The organism is Streptomyces sp. CRN 30 (genome assembly GCF_034105845.1).
This window is the reverse complement of record NZ_JAVRHI010000513.1, coordinates 71,704-96,299: the sequence shown is the minus strand read 5'-3', so window position 1 is coordinate 96,299 and position 24,596 is coordinate 71,704. Positions and strand designations below refer to the sequence as shown.

21 protein-coding genes are annotated in these 24,596 nt (G+C 71.4%); 13 read left to right on the top strand and 8 right to left on the bottom strand.

The genetic code is table 11. The features are described 5' to 3' along the window. Nucleotides 1–220: 220 nt before the first annotated feature. Nucleotides 221–1,672 (bottom strand): glycosyltransferase family 2 protein, encoded by a 1,452-nt coding sequence (locus UW392_RS59995; protein ID WP_320783940.1) that lies wholly within the window; start codon nt 1,670–1,672, stop codon nt 221–223. 330 nt (nt 1,673–2,002) lie between these two features. On the opposite strand from UW392_RS59995, the gene UW392_RS59990 reads away from it, so the two are divergent. Beyond that, a complete protein-coding gene (locus UW392_RS59990; protein ID WP_320783939.1) occupies nt 2,003–2,593 on the top strand; it encodes a malonic semialdehyde reductase in 591 nt (196 codons plus the stop codon). An 89-nt stretch (nt 2,594–2,682) separates the two neighbouring features. On the opposite strand, the gene UW392_RS59985 is transcribed toward UW392_RS59990, so the two are convergent. Continuing rightward, a complete protein-coding gene (locus tag UW392_RS59985) occupies nt 2,683–3,216 on the bottom strand; it encodes a DUF4245 domain-containing protein (RefSeq protein WP_320783938.1) in 534 nt (177 codons plus the stop codon). A gap of 126 nt (nt 3,217–3,342) precedes the next feature. Here UW392_RS59985 and glpX point away from each other — a divergent pair, with 126 nt between their 5' ends. After that, nucleotides 3,343–4,377: a class II fructose-bisphosphatase gene (glpX, locus tag UW392_RS59980; protein WP_320783937.1), complete on the top strand. Its 1,035-nt coding sequence runs from the start codon at nt 3,343–3,345 to the stop codon at nt 4,375–4,377. Nucleotides 4,378–4,539: 162 nt separating this feature from the next. On the opposite strand, the gene UW392_RS59975 is transcribed toward glpX, so the two are convergent. Together UW392_RS59975 and UW392_RS59970 are read right to left on the bottom strand one after the other, a co-directional pair. Beyond that, nucleotides 4,540–4,920 carry a WhiB family transcriptional regulator gene (locus UW392_RS59975; protein ID WP_320783936.1) on the bottom strand — a complete coding sequence of 127 codons (381 nt, stop codon included), beginning with the start codon at nt 4,918–4,920 and terminating at the stop codon, nt 4,540–4,542. Nucleotides 4,921–5,032: 112 nt separating this feature from the next. Then, the gene (locus tag UW392_RS59970; RefSeq protein ID WP_320783935.1) at nt 5,033–5,734 is read right to left on the bottom strand and encodes a DUF1707 domain-containing protein; all 702 of its coding nucleotides are present in this window, start codon (nt 5,732–5,734) and stop codon (nt 5,033–5,035) included. Nucleotides 5,735–5,889: 155 nt separating this feature from the next. On the opposite strand from UW392_RS59970, the gene UW392_RS59965 reads away from it, so the two are divergent. The 4 genes from UW392_RS59965 (at nt 5,890) to UW392_RS59950 (ending at nt 12,233) form a co-directional block, all read left to right on the top strand. After that, a complete protein-coding gene (locus tag UW392_RS59965; protein WP_320783934.1) occupies nt 5,890–7,557 on the top strand; it encodes a fumarate hydratase in 1,668 nt (555 codons plus the stop codon). A 77-nt stretch (nt 7,558–7,634) separates the two neighbouring features. Beyond that, nucleotides 7,635–9,038: a class II fumarate hydratase gene (locus UW392_RS59960; protein WP_320783933.1), complete on the top strand. Its 1,404-nt coding sequence runs from the start codon at nt 7,635–7,637 to the stop codon at nt 9,036–9,038. A 127-nt stretch (nt 9,039–9,165) separates the two neighbouring features. Next, nucleotides 9,166–9,861, top strand: coding sequence for a DUF402 domain-containing protein (locus UW392_RS59955; protein ID WP_320783932.1), 696 nt, complete (start codon nt 9,166–9,168; stop codon nt 9,859–9,861). Nucleotides 9,862–10,142: 281 nt separating this feature from the next. Further along, nucleotides 10,143–12,233 (top strand): SpoIIE family protein phosphatase, encoded by a 2,091-nt coding sequence (locus UW392_RS59950; protein WP_320783931.1) that lies wholly within the window; start codon nt 10,143–10,145, stop codon nt 12,231–12,233. Between the two features lie 116 nt (nt 12,234–12,349). On the opposite strand, the gene UW392_RS59945 is transcribed toward UW392_RS59950, so the two are convergent. Further along, complete coding sequence (locus tag UW392_RS59945) at nt 12,350–14,653, bottom strand: transglycosylase domain-containing protein (RefSeq protein WP_320783930.1); 2,304 nt, start codon at nt 14,651–14,653, stop codon at nt 12,350–12,352. Nucleotides 14,654–14,897: 244 nt separating this feature from the next. On the opposite strand from UW392_RS59945, the gene UW392_RS59940 reads away from it, so the two are divergent. The 5 genes from UW392_RS59940 (at nt 14,898) to UW392_RS59920 (ending at nt 19,773) form a co-directional block, all read left to right on the top strand. Beyond that, nucleotides 14,898–15,833, top strand: coding sequence for an SPFH domain-containing protein (locus tag UW392_RS59940; RefSeq protein WP_320783929.1), 936 nt, complete (start codon nt 14,898–14,900; stop codon nt 15,831–15,833). After that, a complete protein-coding gene (locus tag UW392_RS59935) occupies nt 15,830–16,075 on the top strand; it encodes a hypothetical protein (RefSeq protein ID WP_320783928.1) in 246 nt (81 codons plus the stop codon). The genes UW392_RS59940 and UW392_RS59935 overlap by 4 nt, the downstream gene beginning before the upstream one ends. Nucleotides 16,076–16,223: 148 nt before the next feature. Further along, the gene (locus UW392_RS59930; RefSeq protein WP_320783927.1) at nt 16,224–16,748 is read left to right on the top strand and encodes a PadR family transcriptional regulator; all 525 of its coding nucleotides are present in this window, start codon (nt 16,224–16,226) and stop codon (nt 16,746–16,748) included. Next, nucleotides 16,745–17,437, top strand: a complete 693-nt coding sequence (locus UW392_RS59925) for an ABC transporter ATP-binding protein (RefSeq protein WP_320783926.1) — start codon at nt 16,745–16,747, stop codon at nt 17,435–17,437. The genes UW392_RS59930 and UW392_RS59925 overlap by 4 nt, the downstream gene beginning before the upstream one ends. Then, on the top strand, nt 17,434–19,773 hold the full coding sequence (locus UW392_RS59920) for an ABC transporter permease (protein WP_320783925.1): 2,340 nt from the start codon (nt 17,434–17,436) through the stop codon (nt 19,771–19,773). The genes UW392_RS59925 and UW392_RS59920 overlap by 4 nt, the downstream gene beginning before the upstream one ends. Before the next feature lie 16 nt (nt 19,774–19,789). Here the strand turns inward: UW392_RS59920 and UW392_RS59915 are convergent, their stop codons facing one another. Beyond that, entirely contained in the window at nt 19,790–20,749 is a 960-nt protein-coding gene (locus tag UW392_RS59915; protein ID WP_320783947.1) for a LysR substrate-binding domain-containing protein, read from the bottom strand. A 129-nt stretch (nt 20,750–20,878) separates the two neighbouring features. On the opposite strand from UW392_RS59915, the gene UW392_RS59910 reads away from it, so the two are divergent. Next, nucleotides 20,879–21,433: a peroxiredoxin gene (locus tag UW392_RS59910; RefSeq protein ID WP_320783924.1), complete on the top strand. Its 555-nt coding sequence runs from the start codon at nt 20,879–20,881 to the stop codon at nt 21,431–21,433. 6 nt (nt 21,434–21,439) lie between these two features. Next, the gene (locus tag UW392_RS59905; RefSeq protein ID WP_320783923.1) at nt 21,440–21,973 is read left to right on the top strand and encodes an alkyl hydroperoxide reductase; all 534 of its coding nucleotides are present in this window, start codon (nt 21,440–21,442) and stop codon (nt 21,971–21,973) included. A gap of 64 nt (nt 21,974–22,037) precedes the next feature. Here UW392_RS59905 and UW392_RS59900 read toward each other — a convergent pair whose 3' ends face one another. Next, nucleotides 22,038–23,408 carry an AI-2E family transporter gene (locus UW392_RS59900; protein WP_320783922.1) on the bottom strand — a complete coding sequence of 457 codons (1,371 nt, stop codon included), beginning with the start codon at nt 23,406–23,408 and terminating at the stop codon, nt 22,038–22,040. Nucleotides 23,409–23,559: 151 nt separating this feature from the next. Further along, nucleotides 23,560–24,288 carry a transglycosylase SLT domain-containing protein gene (locus UW392_RS59895; RefSeq protein WP_320783921.1) on the bottom strand — a complete coding sequence of 243 codons (729 nt, stop codon included), beginning with the start codon at nt 24,286–24,288 and terminating at the stop codon, nt 23,560–23,562. Between the last annotated feature and the right edge of the window lie 308 nt (nt 24,289–24,596).

The window sequence follows — 24,596 nt, the reverse complement described above, 5'->3', positions numbered from 1 at the left end:
CCGGCGGACCGCCGCCGACCGGGCGCCACGGGCGCGTGCGCCCTCGGCCCTCCCGTCACCACGCGCGCGTGGTGCCCCGGCCGTCCCGTCGGCCGGCTCCCCGGAACTCGGCGGCGTCACAGCGGACGTCCCCGGCTGATCACGAACAGGTAGAGCAGGGCGATCGCGGCGACGGTGGCGGCGACGGCGAGCGCGCGGCCCAGGGCGCGCAGCGGCGTTCTCATGCGGGGCTCCTCGACCAGACGTTGCGGCGCAGGGTGAGCAGGGCGTACGGCAGCAGCCAGGCCAGGACGCAGCAGGACAGCAGGCTCATCAGGGGCCGGCAGCGCCAGGCGCGGTCGGTGGGGTGGTCGAGCCGGTAGGCCAGGCCCCAGACGCAGCCCTTGAGGACGACTCCGCCCAGGTAGAGCAGGGTGAGCAGGCCGGCCAGGTGCAATGGCGCCCACACCAGGTGGCGTACGGCGAGGACGGGCGCGGCGACGACCCACAGGACGTGTCCGTAGTAGAGCGCGGCGGCGGCCGGGCCCCGGCGCCACATGAAGCGGCCGGTGAAGAAGAGGTTGCGGATGAAGCTCTTCTTCCAGCGGACCTGCTGGCGCAGGAAGGAGCCGGGCCGGGACGGCACCCGGGTCCAGACCCGGGCGGTGCGGGTGTAGCCGACCTCCCAGCGCAGCTCGGGGTAGTCGTGGTCGCGGACGAACGGGGACTCGGCGTGCCGGCGCTTGAGGTCGCGGCCCTGCCACTTCTGGCCCAGGACGTACCCGGTGAGCTGGCGGTCGGTGGCGAACCGGAAGGGCGCGCCGAGGAAGCGGTCCTCGGCCCAGGCGGGCAGGTAGTTCCAGATCGCCTCGCGGCGGAAGGCGGCGAGCGGGCCGGAGACGCAGGACACCGAGCCGAAGGCGGCCTCGGCGGCCTTGGTGATGCGGAACTGTCCCTCGTACCAGACGTCCTGGACGCGGGAGAGCAGGCCGGTGTCGGTGTTGAGGGCCCGGCAGTGGCCGCTGAGCGCGCCGAGTTCGGGGTGGCGGACCATCGCGGTGACGCAGGCGCGGACGGCGTCGGGGGCGATGACGCAGTCGGAGTCGGTGAAGAGCAGGAGGTCGCCGTCGGCGAGTTCGCAGGCGCGGACCAGGGCGCGTTTCTTGCCGACGTTGCGGTCCAGCCGGACGAGGGTGAGCGGCAGTTCGGCGGCGAGCCGCCGCAGCACCTCGGCCGTGCCGTCGTCGGAGGCGTCGTCGACCACGACGAGTTGCAGGTCCGGGTAGTCGACGGCGGCCATGGAGCGGACGCATGCCTCGATGTGCTCGCGTTCGTTGCGCACGGCGAGCAGGAAGCTGACCCGGGGGGTCGCCGGCAGCGCGGGGAAGGCGGACAGGTCCCGGGGCCGGCGGCGCAGCGGCCGTTCGGCGGGGTCGTCGTAGCGGCTGTAGGCGATGTGCAGCAGGCCGATGGTGCCGGCGAGGACGGTCAGGCCGTAGCAGACCGGCAGGTCGAAGCCGTGCGGGAGCCGGACGGTGCGGCGGGCCAGGAGCAGCAGCAGGGGCAGCAGCGCGACCAGCACAAGCAGGCTGACGACACCGCGCCGGACGTCGGAGTCCAGGGCGTCCAGCCGCTCGCCCAGCCGGCGGGGGCCGCCGCGGACGGGGGTGCGGGCGGGGCGGAGGACGGTCATACCGTGGCCCGCCCGGTGGGTGCCGTGGCCCGCACGGCGGGTGCCGTGATCCACCCGGCGGGTGCCGTGGCCTGTGGGACGGGTGACGGGACAGCGCCGGACAACATGGCATTCACACGGTCATATAGGCGTATTTTGACTGTCTTCCGCTGGTCCGACACGCTGTGCACGACGATCGGCCCGGCCGCCTTCACACCGGTGGCCGTGTGAAGCGGATCACCCGCCTCCGCGCTTTGTTGAACCTTGAACTTCTTTGGCGTACGGTCGTCCCGTCAACGGCTCCCCGCCGACCACGGGGAGCCGACGCACCCCTTTCGAGGAAGATCACGCATGTCTCTCGCACTTGACCCCGCCGCCCAGGACCTGCTGTTCCGCGAGGCCCGCACGGCGAACACCTTCACTGACGAGCCGGTGACCGAGGAGCAGGTGCAGGCGATCTACGACCTGGTCAAGTTCGGCCCGACCGCCTTCAACCAGTCGCCGCTGCGCGTCACCCTGGTCCGCTCCCCCGAGGCCCGCGAGCGCCTGGTGAAGTACGCGTCCGAGGGCAACGCCGCGAAGACCGCCGCCGCGCCGCTGGTCGCCATCCTCTCCGCGGACAACGAGTTCCACGAGGAACTGCCGACGCTGCTCCCGCACTTCCCGCAGGCCAAGGACGCGTTCTTCTCCGAGCGCGCCGTCCGCGAGAACGCCGCCGCGCTGAACGCCGCCCTCCAGGCCGGTTACTTCATCGTCGGCATCCGCGCCGCGGGCCTCGCCGCCGGCCCGATGACCGGCTTCGACTTCGAGGGCGTCCGCAAGGAGTTCCTCGACGACGACCACACCCCGCTGATGATCGTCAACATCGGCCGGCCGGGCCCGGACGCCTGGTACCCGCGCTCGCCGCGCCTCGCGTACGACCAGGTCGTCACGGTCGTCTGAGCCCCGTACGGGACATGGCGATAGAGGCCCCGCGAGGGGCCTCTTCCCGTACGGGACCTCACGCGCTCGTACGGGACCTCATGCGAGGGTCACGCCAGCTTCAGCGCCGACGCCATCTTCGTCAGCTGGCCGAACGAGCCCGTGCCCGCCACGACCGTCGTCGCGTTCTTCACGCCCTCGGTGTCCTTGAGGACCAGGGCGTCGTACCGGCCGCCCTCGTAGCGCGTCCAGGTCCGGCCGTCGATCTCCTCGGTGACGTCGGTCGCCTCCGCGCCCTGGCTCGCCTCCTCGATGAACGTGGCCGGCTTGCCGGTCGACTGCTGCACCTGCACGTACTGGCCGCCCGGGAGGTGGAACCCCAGGTGCCAGGTGTCGGACTCGGCGCCCTGGTAGCGGACGGACGTCGCCTTCCACGCCTCGGGCAGCCCCTCGGGCGCCGCGACCGGGTACGGCGCGGCACGGCGGGCGGTGAGGAGCTCCACCCGGTAGTCGACGCGTTGGAGCTCCGGCTCCTCGTCGTCGTGCGGGACGAACACCCACATGACCAGTCCCACGAGGACGGTCACGCCCAGCGAGTAGATCATGTTCCGGGCGGTCTTCTGCTTGCCGTTTCTGCCTGCCACGCTCCCTATCGTCGCAGGTGCCCGAAGTGCTCATCCGTGGGGTCCCCTGCTCATTTAGTCGGACTGACGATAGAGTCGTGGTCATACCCTCATTCCGGCCGTCGTCGTACAGAAAGGTGCGCTCCGATGACCGAGCATCATCATCTGCCGTCCGAGCTGGACGTCCCCGCCGAGGCGCCCGACCGCAACCTCGCGATGGAACTGGTCCGCGTGACCGAGGCCGCGGCCATGGCCGCGGGCCGCTGGGTCGGGCGCGGCGACAAGAACGGCGCCGACGGCGCCGCGGTGCGCGCCATGCGGACCCTCGTCCAGACCGTGTCGATGAACGGCGTCGTCGTCATCGGCGAAGGGGAGAAGGACGAAGCCCCGATGCTCTTCAACGGCGAGCGGGTCGGCGACGGCACCGGCGCCGAGGTCGACATCGCCGTGGACCCGATCGACGGCACCACCCTGACCGCGAACGGCATGACCAACGCCATCGCGGTGCTGGCCGCCGCCGAGCGCGGCTCGATGTTCGACCCGTCCGCCGTCTTCTACATGGACAAGCTGGTCACCGGGCCCGAGGCGGCCGACTTCGTCGACATCAACGCCCCCGTCGCGGTGAACATCCGCCGGGTCGCCAAGGCCAAGCGCCGCACGCCCGAGGACGTCACGGTCGTCATCCTCGACCGGCCCCGGCACCAGGGGCTCATCCAGGAGGTCCGGGACACCGGCGCCCGGATCAAGCTGATCTCCGACGGTGACGTCGCCGGCTCCATCCTGGCGCTGCGCGAAGGCACCGGCGTCGACCTGCTGCTGGGCATCGGCGGCACCCCCGAGGGCATCATCTCGGCCTGCGCGGTGAAGTGCCTGGGCGGCACGATCCAGGGCAAGCTGTGGCCCAAGGACGACGCGGAGCGGCAGCGGGCGGTGGACGCGGGGCACGACCTGGACCGCGTGCTCACCACGGAGGATCTTGTGACCGGGGAGAACGTGTTCTTCGTGGCCACCGGGATCACCGACGGGGAGCTGCTGCGGGGGGTCCGGTACCGCAGCGAGACCGCCACGACCGACTCCATCGTGATGCGGTCGCGGTCGGGGACGGTGCGGCGGATCGACTCCGAGCATCGGCTCAGCAAGCTGCGGGCGTACAGCGCGGTGGACTTCGACCGGGGTCGGTAGGTCGTCCGTTCACCGCGGGTGCGTCGTGGTCGCTCGCGCCCACGCGGCGGAGCCGCAGAGCGAACACAGCCCCGCGCCCCTGACAGGGCGCGCAGCGCACGGCGTCAGGAGGGCACCCCCTGTGCGGAGGGGGTGCCCTCCTCGCGTCCGTCCACCACCGGGTCAGCCGGCTGCCGCTATGCGGGGGCCCGTCGTGCGGGCCGCCTTCTTCAGTTCCAGGTCGCGGCGGCGACGGCGGGCCAGGACCACGCGTCGCTCGGCGGCGGTCAGGCCGCCCCAGACGCCGTAGGGCTCGGGCTGGAGCAGGGCGTGCTCGCGGCACTCCACCATGACCGGACAGCGTGCGCAGACCCGCTTCGCCGCCTCCTCACGGGAGAGCCGGGCGGCCGTGGGCTCCTTGGACGGAGCGAAGAACAGGCCCGCCTCGTCGCGTCGGCACACCGCCTCGGTGTGCCAGGGGGCGTCCTGGTCCCTCTCTCGCGTCGGCACCCGCTGGGCCGGAACGGCGGCTACCTGCAGGGACGAGGGCGGCGGTTGCAGCACGGTCTACTCCTGACGACGGCTTCGCGAGCGAGAGACGATGCCGGAAGCCTTACCCGCTGTACGCGTGCCTATGCACCGGGTACCGAACAGCCGGATTCACAGGGGGCAACCGTCAGCGGCCCAGATGCCTGCGCACATGCCGGTCGACTTTGCGCTGGACACGGTCGAGGATGTCCGCGACGTACTTGCCACGCCGGGGCCGGGCCTCGACGCTGCCCAGGACGGCCCAGCCGTCGACGTAGACCACGGGCGCCTCCGGTTCGGTGGCGTCGACCGTGTCCACCTCGAAGCTGCCGAGGACGGCGCCGCCCGCGCCGCGCAGCGTCACGTTCTCCGGGACGCGGACCTCGACGCTGCCGAAGACCGACACCGCCTTGACCATGACCTGCTGGTACTCGAAGACCGCCTCGCTGAGGTCGATCTCGACGCTGCCGAAGACGGAGTAGGCGTGGATGCGGCGGCCCGCGCGCCAGCGGCCCTTGCGGACGGCGGCGCTGAACACCGCGACCACGCTGTCGTCGGGGACGGCGGGGACGGCGCCGGCCGCGGGGCGCGGGGGCGGCCCGGCCGGGTACGCGCGCCGCTCGTGGGCCGCGGGCAGGTCGCGTACGAACACGTCCAGCTCGCCGACGGTCTTGGCGGCCAGTACGCCCTCGACGCGCTCCGCGTGCTCCTCGGCGGTGAGGCGCCCCTCGGCGAGGGCCTCGCGCAGCATGTCGGCGATGCGGTCGCGGTCGGCGTCCGACGCGCGCAGGTCGGTGACGGGCGGGGCGCTGCCCGCCGGGTCCTGCCGGTCGTGCTTGTGAAGGTCCACGGCAGCAGCGTACCCAAACGCGATAGATCGCGACCAGACCCCGCCGGCCTTCGACTGAGGACAACCTCACAAGTTCACCGCCACCGGCAGGTTCTACGCTGATGGGCGCTGCCAACGGAGGCCAGCGACCGTCTGTCGAGTGAGGAATGGGCGAGATGCCTGAGTTCGCGTACACCGATCTGCTCCCCCAGGGAGAGGACACCACCCCCTACCGGCTGGTGACCTCCGAGGGTGTCTCCACCTTCGAGGCCGACGGGCGAACGTTCCTCAAGGTGGAGCCGGAGGCGCTGCGCAAGCTCGCCGAGGAGGCGATCCACGACATCCAGCACTATCTGCGCCCGGACCACCTGGCGCAGCTGCGGCGGATCGTGGACGACCCCGAGGCGTCGTCCAACGACAAGTTCGTGGCGCTGGACCTGCTGAAGAACGCGAACATCGCGGCGGCGGGCGTGCTCCCGATGTGCCAGGACACCGGTACGGCGATCGTCATGGGCAAGCGCGGCCAGAACGTGCTGACCGAGGGCGGCGACGAGGCGGCCCTCTCGCGCGGCATCTACGACGCCTACCAGAACCTGAACCTGCGCTACTCCCAGATGGCCCCGCTGACCATGTGGGAGGAGAAGAACACCGGCTCGAACCTCCCGGCGCAGATCGAGCTGTACGCGACCGACGGCGGCGCCTACAAGTTCCTGTTCATGGCGAAGGGCGGCGGCTCGGCCAACAAGTCGTTCCTGTACCAGGAGACGAAGGCCGTCCTCAACGAGTCCTCCATGATGAAGTTCCTGGAGCAGAAGATCCGCTCGCTGGGCACGGCCGCCTGCCCGCCGTACCACCTGGCGATCGTCGTCGGCGGCACCAGCGCCGAGTACGCGCTGAAGACCGCGAAGTACGCCTCCGCGCACTACCTGGACAACGCGCCGACCGAGGGTTCCGCGCTCGGCCACGGCTTCCGGGACACGGAGCTGGAGGAGAAGGTCTTCGAGCTGACGCAGAAGATCGGCATCGGCGCGCAGTTCGGCGGCAAGTACTTCTGCCACGACGTCCGCGTGATCCGCCTGCCCCGGCACGGCGCGTCCTGCCCGGTCGCCATCGCCGTCTCCTGCTCCGCCGACCGCCAGGCCGTCGCGAAGATCACCGCGGAGGGCGTCTTCCTGGAGCGGCTGGAGACCGACCCGGCGCGGTTCCTGCCCGACACCACCGACGAGCACCTCGCCGAAGAGGGCGACGTGGTGAGGATCGACCTGCGCCGGCCGATGGACGACATCCTCGCCGAGCTGACCAAGTACCCGGTCAAGACCCGGCTCTCGCTCACCGGTCCGCTGGTCGTGGCCCGCGACATCGCGCACGCCAAGATCAAGGAGCGGCTCGACGCGGGCGAGGAGATGCCGCAGTACCTGAAGGACCACCCGGTGTACTACGCCGGGCCCGCCAAGACCCCCGAGGGCTACGCCTCCGGTTCCTTCGGCCCGACCACGGCCGGGCGCATGGACTCCTACGTCGAGCAGTTCCAGGCGGCGGGCGGCTCCCGGGTGATGCTCGCCAAGGGCAACCGCAGCAAGCAGGTCACCGACGCCTGCGAGGCCCACGGCGGCTTCTACCTCGGCTCCATCGGCGGCCCCGCCGCCCGCCTCGCCCAGGACTGCATCAAGAAGGTCGAGGTCGTCGAGTACGAGGAGCTGGGGATGGAGGCGGTCTGGAAGATCGAGGTCGAGGACTTCCCGGCCTTCGTCGTCGTCGACGACAAGGGCAACGACTTCTTCCAGGACCCGGCCCCGGCGCCGACCTTCACCTCCATTCCGGTACGCGGTCCCGGACTCGCCTGAGCGGGTCGGTGCCGGTTCACCTCCACGGGGAACAGTGGTCGCGACGCGGACGCTGTGACCAGTGGAGGTGATCGTCGATGACCGACGAGCAGGACAGGACCGAGTACCGCACCGAGCACGACTCCATGGGAGAGGTGCGGGTGCCCGCGCACGCCAAGTGGCGGGCCCAGACCCAGCGGGCGGTGGAGAACTTCCCCGTCTCCGGGCAGCGCATCGAACGCGCGCACATCGAGGCGCTGGCCCGGATCAAGGGCGCGGCGGCCAAGGTCAACGCCGAGCTGGGGGTCCTGGACAAGGAGATCGCGGCCGCGGTCCAGGAGGCGGCCGCGGAGGTCGCGGCCGGGAAGTGGGACGCGCACTTCCCGGTGGACGTCTTCCAGACCGGGTCGGGGACCTCGTCCAACATGAACACCAACGAGGTCCTCGCCACCCTGGCGAGCGAGCGGCTCGGGCGGGCCGTGCACCCCAACGACCACGTCAACGCCTCCCAGTCGTCCAACGACGTCTTCCCGTCGTCCATCCACATCGCCGCGACCGCCGCCGTCAGCCGGGACCTGATCCCCGCCCTGGAGCACCTGGCGGAGGCGCTGGAGCGCAAGTCCGGGGAGTTCGCCGACGTCGTGAAGTCGGGGCGTACGCACCTGATGGACGCCACCCCCGTCACGCTGGGGCAGGAGTTCGGCGGGTACGCGGCGCAGGTGCGGTACGGCGTCGAGCGGCTGACCGCCTCCCTGCCGCGCCTCGCCGAACTGCCGCTGGGCGGTACGGCCGTCGGCACCGGCATCAACACCCCGCCCGGTTTCGCCGCCGCCGTCATCGAGGAGGTGGCCCGCGCGACGGGGCTGCCGCTGACCGAGGCCCGGGACCACTTCGAGGCGCAGGGCGCCCGGGACGGCATCGTGGAGACCAGCGGGCAGCTGCGCACCGTCGCGGTCGGCCTGACGAAGATCGCCAACGATCTGCGGTGGATGTCGTCGGGGCCGCGGACCGGGCTCGCGGAGATCTCGCTGCCCGACCTCCAGCCGGGCTCCTCGATCATGCCGGGCAAGGTCAACCCGGTCGTCCCCGAGGCCGTGCTGATGGTCGCCGCGCAGGTCACCGGCAATGACGCGACCGTCGCCGCCGCGGGCGCCGCGGGCAACTTCGAGCTGAACGTCATGCTGCCGGTCATCGCCAAGAACGTCCTGGAGTCGGTCCGGCTGCTCGCCAACGTCTCCCGGCTGCTGGCCGACCGCACCGTGGACGGGATCGTCGCCCACCGCGACCGGGCCCGCGAGTACGCCGAGTCCTCGCCGTCGGTGGTCACGCCGCTCAACAAGTACATCGGGTACGAGGAGGCCGCCAAGGTCGCCAAGAAGGCCCTCGCCGAGCGGAAGACCATCCGTCAGGTGGTGGTGGAGGGCGGCTACGTGGAGCGCGGCGACCTCACCGAGCAGCAGCTCGACGAGGCCCTGGACGTGCTGCGCATGACCCGCCCCTGAGCCGGGCGCCCGGCCCGTCCCGCGGGCACCGGTCTCCCCGGGTGTCCCCGTGCGTCCGTCGCGCCGCTTTCGTCCCGGCGTGACGGATGCCGCAGCGTGGCATGCCCGCGGCACCTAATATCTGTCCATGGCAGACGGTGAAGCGGTGAGCACAGCGGCGGAAGCGGACGGGCCGGCGGCGTTCTGGACACCCGGCAGCCACATCCTGTGGCGGTACCGGGAGAACGCCGGCCCACGCGTCCATATCGCGCGCCCCGTCACCGTCGTCCGCGACGACGCCGACCTGCTCGCCGTGTGGCTGGCCCCCGGCACCGAGTGCGTGAAGCCGGTGCTGGCCGACGGCACGCCCCCGCACCGCGAGCCGCTGGCCACGCGCTACACCAGACCCCGGACCGTGGTGCGCGACCGCTGGTTCGGCACGGGCGTGCTGAAGCTGGCCCGGCCGGGCGACCCCTGGTCGGTGTGGCTGTTCTGGGACCCGGGCTGGGTGTTCAAGAACTGGTACGTGAACCTGGAGGAGCCGCTGGCCCGCTGGTCGGGCGGGGTGGACTCCGAGGACCACTTCCTGGACATCTCTGTGTACCCGGACCGGGGTTGGCACTGGCGGGACGAGGACGAGTTCGCGCAGGCCCAGCGGGACGGGCTGATGGACGCGCGCCTTGCCGGGCGGGTCCGGGAGGCCGGTCGGGCCGCGGTGGACGTGATCCGGGCATGGGGGCCGCCGTTCTCCGACGGCTGGCAGCGCTGGCGCCCCGACCCCGCGTGGCCGGTTCCGTCGCTCCCGGCGGACTGGGATCGCACGCCCGCGCACGTGTCCTCATGAGACCCTTGATGCGCCCCGGGGCAAGAAACGTAGGATCGTCCTCCGCAACGGGCTCGCGGCGGCAACAGGCGGAGCGCGCGCAGGGCTTGACCGATCGTCACCGAGGGGCGGCAGGACGTGAGCGAGGGGTACGAGGGCGGCGCCGGCAGGGACCGCGGCCGGCCCGGTGGCGGCACGGGCACAGCCGCTGACCGCGCGGGAATTCCGTTCCTGGGGCACGTGTTCCGGGTATCGGGACTTCTGCGGGACGAACTGCACGCGCGGCGCGCAGTCGCGGACGGATGGATTCGACACGCGTGACGGAGCACCCGATCTCTTTCGAGCGTCCTCAGCCGGGCGTCGACCCCACGGACCCCCGCGGGGCGCTGGCGCACACCCCGGCACCGCGCTCCCCCGGCCTTCCCGCACCGGCTCTGGGACCCGCGGGGGACCCACCGCCGCCGCCTCCGCCGCAGACCGGCGCGGCCGGCGGGGAGCCCGTGGGAGTCTCGGAGCACACCCAGCCGGGCACCGAGCAGCCGGCCGACCCGGACACCCACCGCCCCCGTCCGGCCATGGAGGGTGTCCCGGTCCGCTCCGGGGCGCCGGCCGAGCCGGGACAGCCCGCGGGGCAGGAGCGCCGTACGGGACAGGTGGTGCCGCCGGGGCGGCCGACGCCGATGCGGCGGGACGGTGACCGGCTGCGCTTCGTGGGTGCCGCGACCCGGCGGATCGCCCGGGGCATGGACCTCGACGAGATCGTGATGGGGCTGTGCCGGGCGACCGTGCCGACCTTCGCCGACGCGATCCTGGTCTACCTGCGCGAGCCGCTGCCGGTCGGTGACGAGCGGCCCACCGGTCCGCTGGTGCTGCGGCTGCGCCGTACCGACCGCATTCCGGCCGAGCGGGACACCGAGGGCGGGTTCGTGCCGCCGGTCCAGCCTGAGCCGACCGATCTGGACGGGGTCGGCGCGGAGCTGTGCGAGGTGCGGCCGGGCAGCGCGCTGGCGGAGGTGCTGCGCGGGGTCCGGCCGGTCTTCACGGACTCCCCGGCGGCCCGCGCGGCGCTGCCCGAACTGCTCGGTGACACCGCCGACTTCACGATCCCGCCGGGTCAGCGGGCGATCCTCGCGCCGCTGCGCGGGCGGCGCCGGGTGATCGGCGCGGCGCTGTTCCTGCGCCGCCCGGAGCGGATCGCGTTCGAGGCCGACGACCTGCTGGTGGCGGCGCAGCTCGCCACGCACAGCGCGCTGGGCATCGACAAGGCGGTGCTGTACGGCCGCGAGGCGTACATCGCCGACGAGTTGCAGCGCACGATGCTCCCGGAGAACCTGCCGCGCTGCACCGGCGTCCGGCTGGCCTCCCGCTACCTCCCGGCCGCCGAGACGGCCCGGGTCGGCGGGGACTGGTACGACGCGATCCCGCTGCCGGGCAGCCGGGTAGCGCTGGTCGTCGGCGACGTGATGGGCCACTCCATGACGTCGGCGGCGATCATGGGCCAGCTGCGGACGACCGCGCAGACCCTCGCCGGGCTCGACCTGCCGCCGCAGGAGGTCCTGCACCACCTCGACGAGCAGGCCCAGCGGCTGGGCACCGACCGCATGGCGACCTGCCTCTACGCGGTCTACGACCCGGTGTCGCACCGCATCACCATCGCCAACGCCGGGCATCCGCCGCCGGTGCTGCTGCACCTGGGCGGGCGGGCCGAGGTGCTGCGGGTGCCGCCGGGCGCGCCGATCGGCGTCGGCGGGGTCGACTTCGAGGCCGTGGAGCTGGACGCGCCCGCCGGGGCCACCCTGCTGCTGTACACCGACGGTCTGGTCGAGTCCCGGCTGCGGGACGTGTGGACCGGTATAGAGCAGCTGCGGGAGAAGCTCGCCGCGACGGCGCAGCTGACCGGCGCCGACCACCCGCCGCCCCTCGAAGCCCTGTGCGACGAGGTCCTCGACATGCTCGGTCCCGGTGACCGGGACGACGACATCGCGCTGCTCGCCGCCCGTTTCGACGGGATCGCGCCGAGCGACGTGGCGTACTGGTACCTGGAGCCGGAGGACGCCGCGCCCGGCCGGGCCCGCCGCCTCGCGCGGCACGCGCTGGCCCGCTGGGGCCTGGAGGAGCTGACCGACTCCGTCGAGCTGCTGGTCAGCGAGGTCGTGACCAACGCGGTGCGGTACGCCTCCCGGCCGGTGACGCTGCGGCTGCTCCGCACCGACGTGCTGCGCTGCGAGGTCGGCGACGACGTGCCGCAGCTTCCCCGGCTGCGGCAGGCCCGCGCCACCGACGAGGGCGGCCGGGGCCTGTACCTGGTCAACCGCCTGGCCCGGCGCTGGGGCGCGACCCGGCTGAGCACCGGCAAGGTGGTCTGGTTCGAGCTGAACCCCGGCCAGGGCTGAGCCGCGCGGAAACGTCACGCACGGGGGTGCGGAAGCGTCACCCGGAAGCGGAGACGTCGCACGAGGAAGGGCGCCCGGTCCGCACCGGGCGCCCTTCCTCGTGTGCCGTCGGCCGGCTAGCGCTCGTCGTTGCCCCAGATGGGGTCGTCCTCGTCGTCGTCGCCCGCGGGCGGGGTCGTGGTGGTCGTCTCCTCGTCCGGCGGCGGGGTCGTGGTCGTCGTCTCCTCGTCCGGCGGCGGGGGCGTGGTGGTCGTCTCCTCGTCGGTCGGCGGCGCGGAGGTCGTCTCCTCGTCGCTCGGCGGCGCGGAGGTCGTCTCCTCCTCGGCCGGTGACGAGGACGCCGTGGTCGGCGGTGCCGAGGTGGTGGGCGCGACCGCCGCGCCCTGCTTGGTGTCGAGGTCGAACTTGCTGGTGCTGCCCATCACGCCGAAGGTGTACGCCGCCCAGATCTGCGCCGGGAACCCGCCGCCGTTGACGCGTTCCTCGCCGCCGGCCCCGTACATCGGGACCTGCCCGTGGCTCTTGGCGTCCTCGCCGAACAGGCCGACGGAGGTGACGAGGTCCGGCGTGAAGCCGGTGAACCAGGCCGACTTGTTGTTGTCGGAGGTACCCGTCTTGCCCGCCACCTGCTGGCCGTCGCGGTTGGGGTTCTCCCGTACCGAGGTGCGGGCCGTGCCGTCGTCGACCACACCGGTCAGTACGGACGTCACCGTGTCCGCGGCCTCCCGGCTGATGACCTGCTCGCCGATCGGGTCGGGGAAGGTCACCGCGCGGGAGTTGTGCTCGACGGACTTCACGACGGCCGGGGTGACCTTCTTGCCGTGGTTGTCGAGGGTGGCGTAGACACCGGCCATCTGCAGCGGGCTGGCCCCCATGCTGCCGAGGGTCTGGGCCGGCACGGCCTGGAGGTCGTCGGCCATGCCGAGGTCGGCCGCGACGTCGACCACCTGGTCCATCCCCACGTCGACGCCCATCTGGGCGAAGACGGAGTTGACCGACTTGTTCATGGCCGTCTGTACGGAGATGTCGCCGTAGTCGACGTCGTCCTCGTTCTCGGGGGCGAAGCCGACCTTGGTCCCGTTGTCCTCCACCTGCCGTTTGCTGGTGCCGTCGTAGATCGTGTTCGCGGTGATCGGCACGTCGTCCTGGGTCTCGGCGTCCTGGTCGACGGCGGCGGCGAGGATGACCGGCTTGAAGGTGGAGGCCGGCTGGTAGTCGGCGCGGGTAGCGTTGTTGAAGTAGTGCTTGAAGTAGTCCACGCCGCCGTACATCGCGACGACCGCGCCGGTCTTGGGGTTCACCGAGACGGCGCCCGCCTGCACGTCGGCGTCGACGTCCCGCTCGTCGCCGTCGAGCTTGCCGGTGAGCTGGGTCTTGACGGAATTCTCCAGCGCGGCCTGCTTCTTCTTGTCGATGTTGAGGGTGACGGTCCAGCCGCCGGCCTCGACCATCGCGGCGGCCTGCTTGGAGTCCTCGGCGGTGCCGGCCGCGACGAGCTGCTTCTCCAGCGCGTTGTCGGCCGCGTCGACGAGGTAGCCGACCTGGCCCTTCATGCCGGCGTTGGTCTTGGGTTCCTTCGGCACGTCGAACTTCATCGACTCGCGGTCGGAGGCGTCGAGCCAGTCCTGCTCGACCATCTTGTCCAGGACGTAGTTCCAGCGCTCCTGGGCCAGCTTCTTGCCGCTCTCCGTGGCGACCGCCCAGTCGTACTGGCTGGGCGCCTGGAGCAGCGCGGCCAGGTAGGCGCCCTGCTCGACGGTGAGGTCCTCGGCGTCGACCCGGTAGTACGCCTGGGCGGCGGCCTGGATGCCGTAGGCGCCGCGGCCGTAGTAGCTGGTGTTCAGGTACCCGGCGAGGATGTAGTCCTTGGACTCCTCGCGGTCCAGCTTGAGGGAGATGACCAGTTCCTTCAGCTTGCGCGTGACGGTCTGGTCCTGGCTCAGGTAGTAGTTCTTGACGTACTGCTGAGTGATGGTCGAGCCGCCCTGCGCGCCCTTGCCGGAGACGGTGTTGAGCAGGCCGCGGGCGGTGCCCTTGAGGTCGACGCCGGAGTCCTCGTAGAAGGTCTTGTTCTCGGCGGCGACAAAGGCGTGCTGGACGTCCTTGGGCACCTTGGAGAGGTCGACGATCTCGCGGTTGCGGTCACCGCTGCGGGCGAGGACGGAGCCGTCGCTGTACTTGTAGACGTTGCTCTGCAGCGTCGCGTCGGCGTTCCCCTCGGGGATGTCGATCACCATGTACAGCACGATGAAGGCGCCCATGACCAGCAGACAGAGCCCGAAGAAGGTGCCGACCAGCTTCTTCCAGGTGAAAAGCCGGCGTATCCGGCCCTTGCCGTCCGCGGCCGGCGAACTGCGGCGTCTGGGCGCCGCGCGGCGCCCGCCACGCTGTCGCGCTCTTCTCTCGTCCGCTCGCCCCATTGGCCCGTTCCGTTCCGCTTCGTTCGCGTGTGCTCAGAAGTCACACAGGTTCCGTCAGCAGGTCAGCGTAGAAAACTAGCACCGGCAGAGGTGACAAAGGGTCGCCGATCCAGCCTTTTACGGACGTGACAATCAGCACCCCTTCCCTCAGGAACCGACGATCAGAGGGTGTCGAGGGTTGCTTCGCTCCGGTAAAGTGATATCAGTTAGCTAGAAGAGTGAATCACTGAACGGGGGATCACCCATGACCGATCACGGTTCCGCGGTCACCGCGGACGTACCCGAGATGCCCGCCCCGCGGGTCCGGGAGTTCCAGGCGCGCAGCATCGGCGGCGGCTGGGCGCTGCTGCTCGGCCTCGTCGGGCTGCTGGCCGGCGTCGGCCTCGTCGTGGCCGCCACGGCGGTCTCCTCGACCGGCGCCAAGGCCGTCATGATCATCGTCGGCATCGTCGTCGCCGTCCTGGCGTTCCTCGCGATGTGCGGGCTGAACATGGTCGCGCCCGGCGAGGCCCGGGTCGTCCAGCTCTTCGGCCGCTACCGGGGCACGATCCGCCAGGACGGCCTGCGCTGGGTGAACCCCCTCACCTCTCGCCGGAAGATCTCCACGCGTGTCCGCAACCACGAGACCGCGGTGCTCAAGGTGAACGACGCCTACGGCAACCCGATCGAGCTGGCCGCGGTGGTGGTGTGGAAGGTCGAGGACACCGCGCAGGCCACGTTCGAGGTCGACGACTACGTGGAGTTCGTGTCCACGCAGACCGAGGCGGCCGTGCGGCACATCGCCATCGAGTACCCCTACGACGCGCACGACGAGGACGCGCTCTCGCTGCGCGGCAACGCCGAGGAGATCACCGAGAAGCTCGCCGTCGAACTGCACGCGCGCGTGGAGGCGGCCGGCGTGAAGATCGTCGAGTCCCGCTTCACGCATCTCGCGTACGCGCCGGAGATCGCCTCGGCGATGCTCCAGCGGCAGCAGGCGGGCGCGGTCGTCGCCGCGCGGCGGCAGATCGTGGACGGCGCGGTCGGGATGGTCGAGATGGCGCTGGCCCGGATCACCCAGGAGGACATCGTCGAGCTGGACGAGGAGCGCAAGGCGGCGATGGTGTCCAACCTGATGGTGGTCCTGTGCGGCGACCGCTCGGCGCAGCCGGTCCTCAACACGGGGACGCTCTACCAGTGACGGAGACTCCCGGGGAGGACACCGGGCGGCGCCGGCCGCAGCAGCGCAAGCAGGTGCTGCTGCGGCTGGACCCGCTGGTGTACGAGGCACTGGCCCGCTGGGCGGGGGACGAACTGCGCTCGGCCAACGCCCAGATCGAGTTCCTGCTGCGCCGCGCCCTGGCGGAGTCCGGCCGCCTGCCCGGCGGCGCGGGCCCGCTGCCCCGCCGGGGCCGGCCCCCCAGGGACGACCCGCCGCGGTGACGGCGGCCGGTCGCCGGTTCCTCCCGGTGGCCGGCCGCCGTCACGGAACTGTGACAACCCGCTCCCACCTGTGGGTTCACCGCCCTTCTCACCGACTACACACACCGCGTATACATCGCGGGTATACACCGTGTGTAGAGTCACCGGCATGTCCATCGGTCACACACTGCTCGGACTCCTGGAGTCCGGCCCCCGCCACGGTTACGACCTGAAGCGGGCCTTCGACGAGAAGTTCGGCCACGACCGGCCGCTCCACTACGGCCAGGTCTACTCGACGATGTCCCGGCTGCTGAAGAACGGCCTCGTCGAGGTCGACGGCATCGAGGCCGGCGGCGGTCCCGAGCGCAAGCGGTACGCGATCACCGACGCCGGCATCACCGACGTCGAACGGTGGCTGGCGACGCCGGAGAAGCCGGAGCCGTACCTCCAGTCGACGCTGTACACCAAGGTCGTCCTCGCCCTGCTCACGCACCGCGACGCGGGCGACCTCCTCGACGAGCAGCGCTCGGAGCACCTGCGCCACATGCGCGCCCTGACCGAACGCAAGCGGAAGGGCGACCTCGCCGACCAGCTCATCTGCGACCACGCCCTCTTCCACCTGGAGGCCGACCTGCGGTGGCTCGAACTGACCGCCGCGCGCCTCGACAAGCTCCGTGAGGCGGTGTCCCGATGACCAGCTCCCCCGCCGGTTCCCTGCTGACGGCCGATCAGCTGCGCAAGACCTACGGTCCGACCTCCGCCCTCGACGGCGCGGACTTCTCCATCCACCCCGGCGAGGTCGTCGCCATCATGGGCCCCTCCGGCTCCGGCAAGTCGACGCTGCTGCACTGCCTCGCGGGGATCGTGCGGCCCGACTCCGGCACGATCCACTACAACGGGCGGGAACTGTCCGCCATGAACGACGCCCAGCGCAGCGCGCTGCGCCGCGGCGAGTTCGGGTTCGTGTTCCAGTTCGGCCAGCTCGTCCCCGAGCTGACCTGCGTGGAGAACGTGGCGCTGCCGCTGCGGCTGAACGGCCGCCCCCGCAAGGAGGCCGAGCGGACCGCGCTCGGCTGGATGGAGCGCCTGGAGGTCGACGACCTCGCCAAGAAGCGACCCGGCGAGGTCTCCGGCGGCCAGGGCCAGCGCGTCGCCGTGGCCCGCTCGCTGGTCACCGGTCCGCGCGTGCTCTTCGCCGACGAGCCCACCGGCGCCCTGGACTCCCTCAACGGCGAGCGGGTGATGGAGCTGCTCACCGAGGCCGCCAGGTCCACCAACGCCGCAGTCGTGCTGGTCACGCACGAGGCGCGGGTGGCCGCGTACTCCGACCGCGAGATCGTCGTGCGGGACGGCAAGGCCCGGGACATGGAGCGGGCCGTATGAGGCGGTGGGCCGCGGATCTGGCCATGGGCGTGCGGTTCGCCGTCACCGGCGGGCGCGAGGGCTGGACCCGGGCGCTGCTGACGGCGGTCGGCGTGGGGCTCGGGGTGGCACTGCTGCTGCTGACCTCCGCGATCCCCAACGCGCTCGCCACCCGGCACGACCGGGACGACGCCCGGACCGACCTCTCCTTCTCGAACACCAACGAGGTGCCGAAGGCGGACGACACCCTCCTGGTCCGCAGGGCCGACACGGAGTTCCGGGAGACGGAGGTCCGGGGCCGCGAGCTGGAGCCCGAGGGACCGGGCGCCCCGCTGCCGCCCGGCGTGGACGCCTTCCCCGCCGAGGGCGAGATGGTCGTCTCCCCGAAGCTGAAGGAACTGCTGGAGTCGGACGACGGGAAGCTGCTGCGCGAGCGGCTGCCGGACCGGATCACCGGCACCATCGCCGAGGAGGGCCTGGTCGGCTCCCAGGAGCTGACCTTCTACCGGGGCGGTCATGACCTGGCGGCCGACGGGCTCGGCTATTACGTCACGACCCGGATCGACAAGTACGGCTACCAGGGCGACCCGGGCGAGGAGAAGACCGACCCGGTCCTGATCCTGCTGGTCCTGGTGATGTTCGTGGTGCTGCTGATGCCGGTGGCGGTCTTCATCGCGACCGCCGTACGGTTCGGCGGCGAGCGGCGCGACCGGCGGCTCGCGGCCCTGCGGCTGGTCGGCGCCGACGCCGCGATGACCCGGCGGATCGCGGCCGGTGAGGCCATGGCGGGCGCGTTGTTCGGGCTGGTCTTCGGCACGGTGTTCTTCCTCGTCGGCCGTCAGATCGCGGGCAGCGTCGAGGTGTTCGACATCAGTGTCTTCCCGAGCTATCTGAACCCCACTCCGCTGCTGGCGCTGCTGGTGGCGGTGGCGGTCCCGGCCGCCGCGGTGCTGGTCACGCTGTTCGCGCTGCGCGGGGTGACCATCGAGCCGCTGGGCGTGGTCCGCACCGCCAAGCCGGCCCGGCGCCGGCTGTGGTGGCGGCTGCTGCTGCCGCTGGCCGGTCTGGCGATGCTCTACCCGATGATCGGGCAGGGCCGCGAGAACGGCGACTTCAACCAGTACCTGGTGACCGGCGGTGTCGTCCTGCTGCTGATCGGCGTGACCGCGCTGCTGCCCTGGGCCGTCGAGCGTGTCGTCGCCGGTCTCGGGGGCGGCGGGGTCTCCTGGCAGCTCGCCGTCCGCCGCCTCCAGGTGAGCAGCGGTACCGCGGCCCGCATGGTCAACGGCATCGCGGTGGCCGTCGCCGGGGCGATCGCCCTGCAGATGCTGTTCGCGGGCGTCGACGGCGACTACACCGAGAGCGTCACCGACCAGGACGTCACCCGCACTCAGATGCAGGTGAGTCTGGAGAGCGGGGTGCCGGTCTCGGCCGCGGCCCCGAAGTTCGAGGCCACCGGTGGTGTCGAGGCCGTCTACGCCTACAACGAGGGCTCGCTCGGCGACCGGCACAAGGACCCGGAGAAGAGCAGCTGGATGACGGTCGGCACGTGCGCGGCGCTGCGGGAGGTCGCCGACCTGCCGTCCTGCGAGGACGGTGACGTCTTCACCGTCAAGGACGCCGAGTGGGACACCGACACCGCCGAGCTGGCGAAGCCCGGCACGCGGCTCTGGCTGGACCCGACCTACGGTGACGTCCCGAGGGCCGCGGAGGTCCCCTGGACGGTGCCGGCGGGGACGAAGGACGCCAAGACGCGGCTCGGCATGACCAACAACCAGGCCGGCGGCTTCTTCCTCACCCCGAAGGCGGTACCGGACAGCCTCAAGCCGGGGCTGGCCGGCGAGATCTACCTGAAGCTGGACGACGCCTACCCGGACGTGCACGACCTGGTGCGCAACACGGCGGCCGCCGTCGACCCGCACGCGGAGTCCATGGTCTGGTCGGACACCACGACCAACCGGGAGTTCACCGTCATCCGCACGGGTCTCTTCGTCGGCGCCTCCTGTGTGCTGGCGCTGATCGGTGCGAGCCTGCTGGTGTCGCAGCTGGAGCAGCTCCGTGAGCGCAGGAAGCTGCTGTCGTCCCTGGTCGCCTTCGGCACCCGGCGCCGCACGCTGGGCCTGTCGGTGCTGTGGCAGACGGCGATCCCGATCGCGCTCGGGCTGGTGCTCTCCTCGGTCGTGGGTCTGACGCTCGGCACCGTCCTGCTGAGGCTCACGGACACGCCGGTCGGCGTCGACTGGGCGAGCGTACTGTCGATGACCGGCGTCGGCGCGGGCGTGGTCCTGCTGGTGACGGTGTTCAGCCTGCCGCCGCTGCTGAAGCTGGCGCGGCCGGAGGGGCTCCGTACGGAGTAGGCCGGCGCGGAGCAGGTCAGCGACCGGAGCCGGGGTCCGCGACCCGCACCGGCAGGGCGCGGACCGCCTCCCGCAGGGACGCCGCCAGCTCCTCGTACTCCTGGGCCCGCGCCGCACCCGTGCGCATCGCGAGCGCGATCCGCCGGGTCGGCGCGGGCTCCGCGAAGCAGGCGGTGAGGAGCTGGCTGGAGCGGGAGGTCTCCACCCGGACCGCGGTGCGCGGCAGCAGGGTGACACCGAGGCCGCCCGCGACGAGTTGCACGAGCGTGGACAGCCCGGCGGCCGTGGTGGTCGCAGGAACGTCCGCGCGTCCGGCCTCCCGGCAGATGTCGAGCGCCTGGTCGCGCAGGCAGTGCCCCTCGTCGAGCAGCAGCAGGTTGAGCGAGCGCAGGGCCGTCCGCGGGATGCCCTCCCGGCCGCCGAGGTGGTGGCCGAGCGGGGTGACGAGCACGAAGTCCTCGTCGAAGAGCGGGAGTTCGACGACGCCGGGCATGCCGAGGGGGACGGCGAGCAGCAGCAGGTCGAGCCGCCCGGAGGTGAGGCCGTCCAGCAGGCTCGCGGTCTGCTCCTCGTGGACCTGGAGGTCGAGGTCAGGGTAGCGCTCGCGGGCGAGGCGCAGGACCGCGGGGAGGACGTACGGCGCGACGGTCGGGATGACGCCGAGGCGCAGCGCGCCGGTGAAGGGAGCGCGTACGGCCGCCGCCTCCTCCAGCAGGGAACCGACCTCCGCCAGCACGGCCTTGGCGCGGACGACGAGCCGCTCCCCCGCGGGCGAGAGCAGCACCCGGCGCGTCGTACGCTCGATGAGGGTGACACCCAGTGCCTCCTCCAGCGCCGAGACGGCGCCGGACAGGGCCGGCTGGCTCATCCCGATCGCCGCGGCGGCGTCCCGGAAGTGCAGATGCTCGGCGACCGCGGCGAACGCGCGGAGCTGGGAGAGGCTCGGCTGCCTCGGCTTGTTACCGACCGTACTGATAACTGCCTCCGATCAACTCGACCGAGTGTAGCTATTTCCGTAATCAATGCACCCTGTGCCAACATCAGAACGGTCCAACCCATGGGAAACACCTGCAAAATGGGTGTTTCTTCGCTGCAAGGAGAGCGTGTGCTCACTGTCGGTGACAAGTTCCCCGAGTTCGAACTGACCGCCTGCGTCTCGCTGGAGAAGGGCAAGGAGTTCGAGCAGATCCACCACAAGTCCTACGAGGGCAAGTGGAAGGTCGTCTTCGCCTGGCCCAAGGACTTCACCTTCGTGTGCCCGACCGAGATCGCGGCCTTCGGCAAGCTGAACGACGAGTTCGCCGACCGCGACACGCAGATCCTCGGCTTCTCCGGCGACTCCGAGTTCGTCCACCACGCCTGGCGCAAGGACCACCCGGACCTGACCGACCTGCCGTTCCCGATGATGGCCGACTCCAGGCACGAGCTGATGCGCGCCCTCGGCATCGAGGGCGAGGACGGCTTCGCGCAGCGCGCCGTCTTCATCGTGGACCAGAACAACGAGATCCAGTTCACGATGGTCACCGCCGGTTCCGTGGGCCGGAACCCCAAGGAGGTCCTGCGGGTCCTCGACGCCCTCCAGACGGACGAGCTCTGCCCGTGCAACTGGAGCAAGGGCGACGAGACGCTGGACCCGGTCGCGCTGCTGTCGGGGGAGTGAGCTGACATGTCTCTCGACAACCTGAAGTCCGCCGTACCGGACTACGCCAAGGACCTGAAGCTCAACCTGGGCTCGGTCATCGGCAACTCCGACCTCCCGGCGCAGCAGCTGTGGGGCACCGTGCTGGCGACGGCGATCGCCTCGCGCTCCCCGATCGTGCTGCGCGAGCTGGAGCCGGAGGCGAAGGCCAACCTGTCGCCCGAGGCGTACACGGCCGCCAAGTCGGCCGCCGCGATCATGGCGATGAACAACGTCTTCTACCGCACCCGCCACCTGCTGTCGGACCACGAGTACGGCACGCTGCGGGCCGGTCTGCGGATGAACGTCATCGGCAACCCCGGGGTCGACAAGACCGACTTCGAGCTGTGGTCCTTCGCGGTCTCCGCGATCAACGGCTGCGGCATGTGCCTGGACTCGCACGAGCAGGTGCTGCGCAAGGCCGGTGTCGACCGCGAGGTCGTGCAGGAGGCGTTCAAGATCGCGTCGGTGGTCCAGGCCGTCGGCGTGACGCTGGACGCGGAGGCTGTCCTCGCCGAATAGTCCCGCTCACGCGAAGGGCCCCGCCCACCTCACGGTGGGCGGGGCCCTTCAGCGTTCGCGCGGTCTACGCGGGCGGCTCGTCGGACGGCGGCGGGCCGGCCGGTCCGGGCGGCGCCGCCTCCGTCGCGGTCGCGTCCGCCGCCACCGCCGGGGCGGCGTCCGTCGCGGTCGCGCCGTGCGGCTTCGGACTCTGCCGCAGCGTGGCCTCCCGGGAGTACGCCCGCAGATAGCCGACGACCGTGTTGGTCACCGCCACCAGCGGTACGGCGACGACCGCGCCGCCGATGCCGGCCACCAGACCGCCGGCGGCGACCGCGAGGACCACCGCGAGCGGGTGGACGCGGACCGCGCGGCCCAGGATGAACGGCTGGAGGATGTGCCCCTCGATCTGCTGCACGGCGAGGACGACGACCAGGACCATGACGGCGGTGAACACGCCCTGCGTGACCAGTGCGACGACGACCGCCAGGGCGCCCGACACCACGGCGCCGACCAGTGGCACGAACGCGCCCAGGAAGATGAACACGGCCAGCGGCACGGCCATCGGGACGTCGAGGAAGTAGATGCCGAGGCCGATGAAGATGGCGTCGATCAGGGCCACTATCACCGTGCCGCGCACGTACGCGGTCAGCGTCCGCCAGGCACGCGGACCGGCGCCGGCGACACCCGGGCGGGCGGCGGCCGGGACCAGCTTCAGCGTCCACTCCCAGATCCGCTTGCCGTCGTAGAGCAGGAACAGGGTGGAGAAGACCGCCAGCAGGATGCCGGTCAGGGTCTCCACGACGACCGTCACGCCCTCCAGACCGGCGGAGGTGATCTGGTCGGTGTTGGCGCCGACCGCGTCCCGCAGGTTCTTGGCGATCTCGTTGATCTGCTTGTCGGTGACGTGGAAGGGGCTGTTGAGCAGCCAGCGGCGCAGTTCGTCGATGCCGTCCTGGACCTGGTCGGAGAGGTTGTCGATGTTCTCCATGACCTGCCAGGTCACGAACCAGCCCATCAGGCCCATCACCACGAACCCCAGGACGGCGGTGAGGGCCGTGGCCAGTCCGCGCGGCACCCCGTGGCGGCGCAGCCGCGCCACCGTCGGCTGGAGCAGCGCCGTGATGAGCAGGGCGATGACGAAGGCGAAGACGACCAGCTGGACGGCGCTGATCACCTTCATCAGCACCCAGACGGTCCCGGCCAGGACCAGCAGCCGCCAGCCCGCCTCGGCGGCGACCCGTACACCCCAGGGCACGGCCTGCGCCGGGTCGGGCCGGACGGTGGCCACCGACGGCCGGTGGCCGACGGGCTCCGGCGTCCGGTCATAGGGCTCGGGGTGGTCCGTCTCGGCGGCTTCCGCCCGCTCCGCCTCGGCACGGCGCTGGTCCAGCGTCCGGCTCACATGGGTCAGACCGGCGCCGACCCGTCCGATCCACCCTGGCACTCGCGACATGATCCGTCCTCTTCCCCCGTCTTTCCCCACCACTCCCCCCGGGAGCCGTCCGCGTCCGACCGTACATGGCGGACACACGAAAGCCCCTCACCGTAGGACGGTGAGGGGCCGCGCGGGGTTGAGAGCGGTCACACGGACCGCGGGGTACGGCTCAGTACCACTGGTTGGCCTGCCAGAACGCCCAGGCGTCGCACGGGCTGCCGTACCGCTCGTTCATGTAGTTCAGGCCCCACTTGATCTGCGTGGCCGGGTTGGTCTGCCAGTCGGAGCCCACCGAGGAGTACTTGGAGGCCGGCAGCGCCTGGAAGAGACCGTAGGCACCGGAGGAGGCGTTGACCGCCTTGTAGTTCCAGCTGGACTCGTGGTCCACGATGTTGCTGAAGCACTGGAACTGGCCGCTCGGCACCGCCTGCCGCGCCATCGCCTGGATCTCGGCGGTGGTGTACGAGCTCTGGACCGTGGTAGTGGAGATGTCGGTCCGGGCAGCGTCGCGGCTGGCCTTCTCCTTGGCCTCCTCGCGCTCCTTGGCCTCCTGCTCGGCCTTCTTCGCCGCCTCGTCGGCTTCCTTCTTCTTCGCGACGGCGGTTTCGGCGGCGGCCTTGCGAGCCGCTTCCTCGGCCACCTTCTTGGCGCCCGCGTCAGCGGCGATGGCCTGTGCGTCGGCCTGCTGCGTCAGGGAGGCGGTCTGCACCTGGGCCTGCTGCCCGGCGGGGATGTCCGCGAGGAGCGTCGTGCCGCTGGCCGTGGCTTCTGCGTCGTTGTTCTGCGCGGTGCTGCCCGAGGCAACACCGACGACGCTACCGACAGCGGTGACCGCCGTGGCCGAGGCCACTGCGAATCCCCGGACCGAGATCCGGCTCACACGGTTTCCTTCCAGCATCGCCCGCTGCGGTGACCCTCGCGGACGCGATCGTGCCCCTGGCGCTGGCCTCCACAACTACGGGTCACGGGAGGCACGGGCCCGGTGGGCAACTCCCGGTGAGGGAGTGCCGCGTGGTGCGCGGGCGGCATACGACGCTGCTATGGAGTTGAAACTGTGGTGCCGTACCTCTGGAGGTACACGTGTGTCGTATGCGGGGCCTGACAGGAACGAGACTCTGCCGTAACCGGACGTCGCGAGGCAATCTTGAGTTGCGTGTGAAAGCTCACATGCCGTTTGCCCCAGGTGATTCACGGAAACTCCCGCAC

Bases quoted from the DNA above. Each gene is read 5' to 3' on its own strand.
- UW392_RS59900 (WP_320783922.1), bottom strand. From the start codon at position 23,408: ATGTCGCGAGTGCCAGGGTGGATCGGACGGGTCGGCGCCGGTCTGACC.
- UW392_RS59960 (WP_320783933.1), top strand. From the start codon at position 7,635: ATGACCGACGAGCAGGACAGGACCGAGTACCGCACCGAGCACGACTCC.
- UW392_RS59995 (WP_320783940.1), bottom strand. From the start codon at position 1,672: ATGACCGTCCTCCGCCCCGCCCGCACCCCCGTCCGCGGCGGCCCCCGC.
- UW392_RS59905 (WP_320783923.1), top strand. From the start codon at position 21,440: ATGTCTCTCGACAACCTGAAGTCCGCCGTACCGGACTACGCCAAGGAC.
- UW392_RS59990 (WP_320783939.1), top strand. From the start codon at position 2,003: ATGTCTCTCGCACTTGACCCCGCCGCCCAGGACCTGCTGTTCCGCGAG.
- UW392_RS59925 (WP_320783926.1), top strand. From the start codon at position 16,745: ATGACCAGCTCCCCCGCCGGTTCCCTGCTGACGGCCGATCAGCTGCGC.
- UW392_RS59945 (WP_320783930.1), bottom strand. From the start codon at position 14,653: ATGGGGCGAGCGGACGAGAGAAGAGCGCGACAGCGTGGCGGGCGCCGC.
- UW392_RS59965 (WP_320783934.1), top strand. From the start codon at position 5,890: ATGCCTGAGTTCGCGTACACCGATCTGCTCCCCCAGGGAGAGGACACC.
- UW392_RS59930 (WP_320783927.1), top strand. From the start codon at position 16,224: ATGTCCATCGGTCACACACTGCTCGGACTCCTGGAGTCCGGCCCCCGC.
- glpX (WP_320783937.1), top strand. From the start codon at position 3,343: ATGACCGAGCATCATCATCTGCCGTCCGAGCTGGACGTCCCCGCCGAG.
- UW392_RS59920 (WP_320783925.1), top strand. From the start codon at position 17,434: ATGAGGCGGTGGGCCGCGGATCTGGCCATGGGCGTGCGGTTCGCCGTC.
- UW392_RS59955 (WP_320783932.1), top strand. From the start codon at position 9,166: ATGGCAGACGGTGAAGCGGTGAGCACAGCGGCGGAAGCGGACGGGCCG.
- UW392_RS59950 (WP_320783931.1), top strand. From the start codon at position 10,143: ATGGATTCGACACGCGTGACGGAGCACCCGATCTCTTTCGAGCGTCCT.
- UW392_RS59940 (WP_320783929.1), top strand. From the start codon at position 14,898: ATGACCGATCACGGTTCCGCGGTCACCGCGGACGTACCCGAGATGCCC.
- UW392_RS59895 (WP_320783921.1), bottom strand. From the start codon at position 24,288: ATGCTGGAAGGAAACCGTGTGAGCCGGATCTCGGTCCGGGGATTCGCA.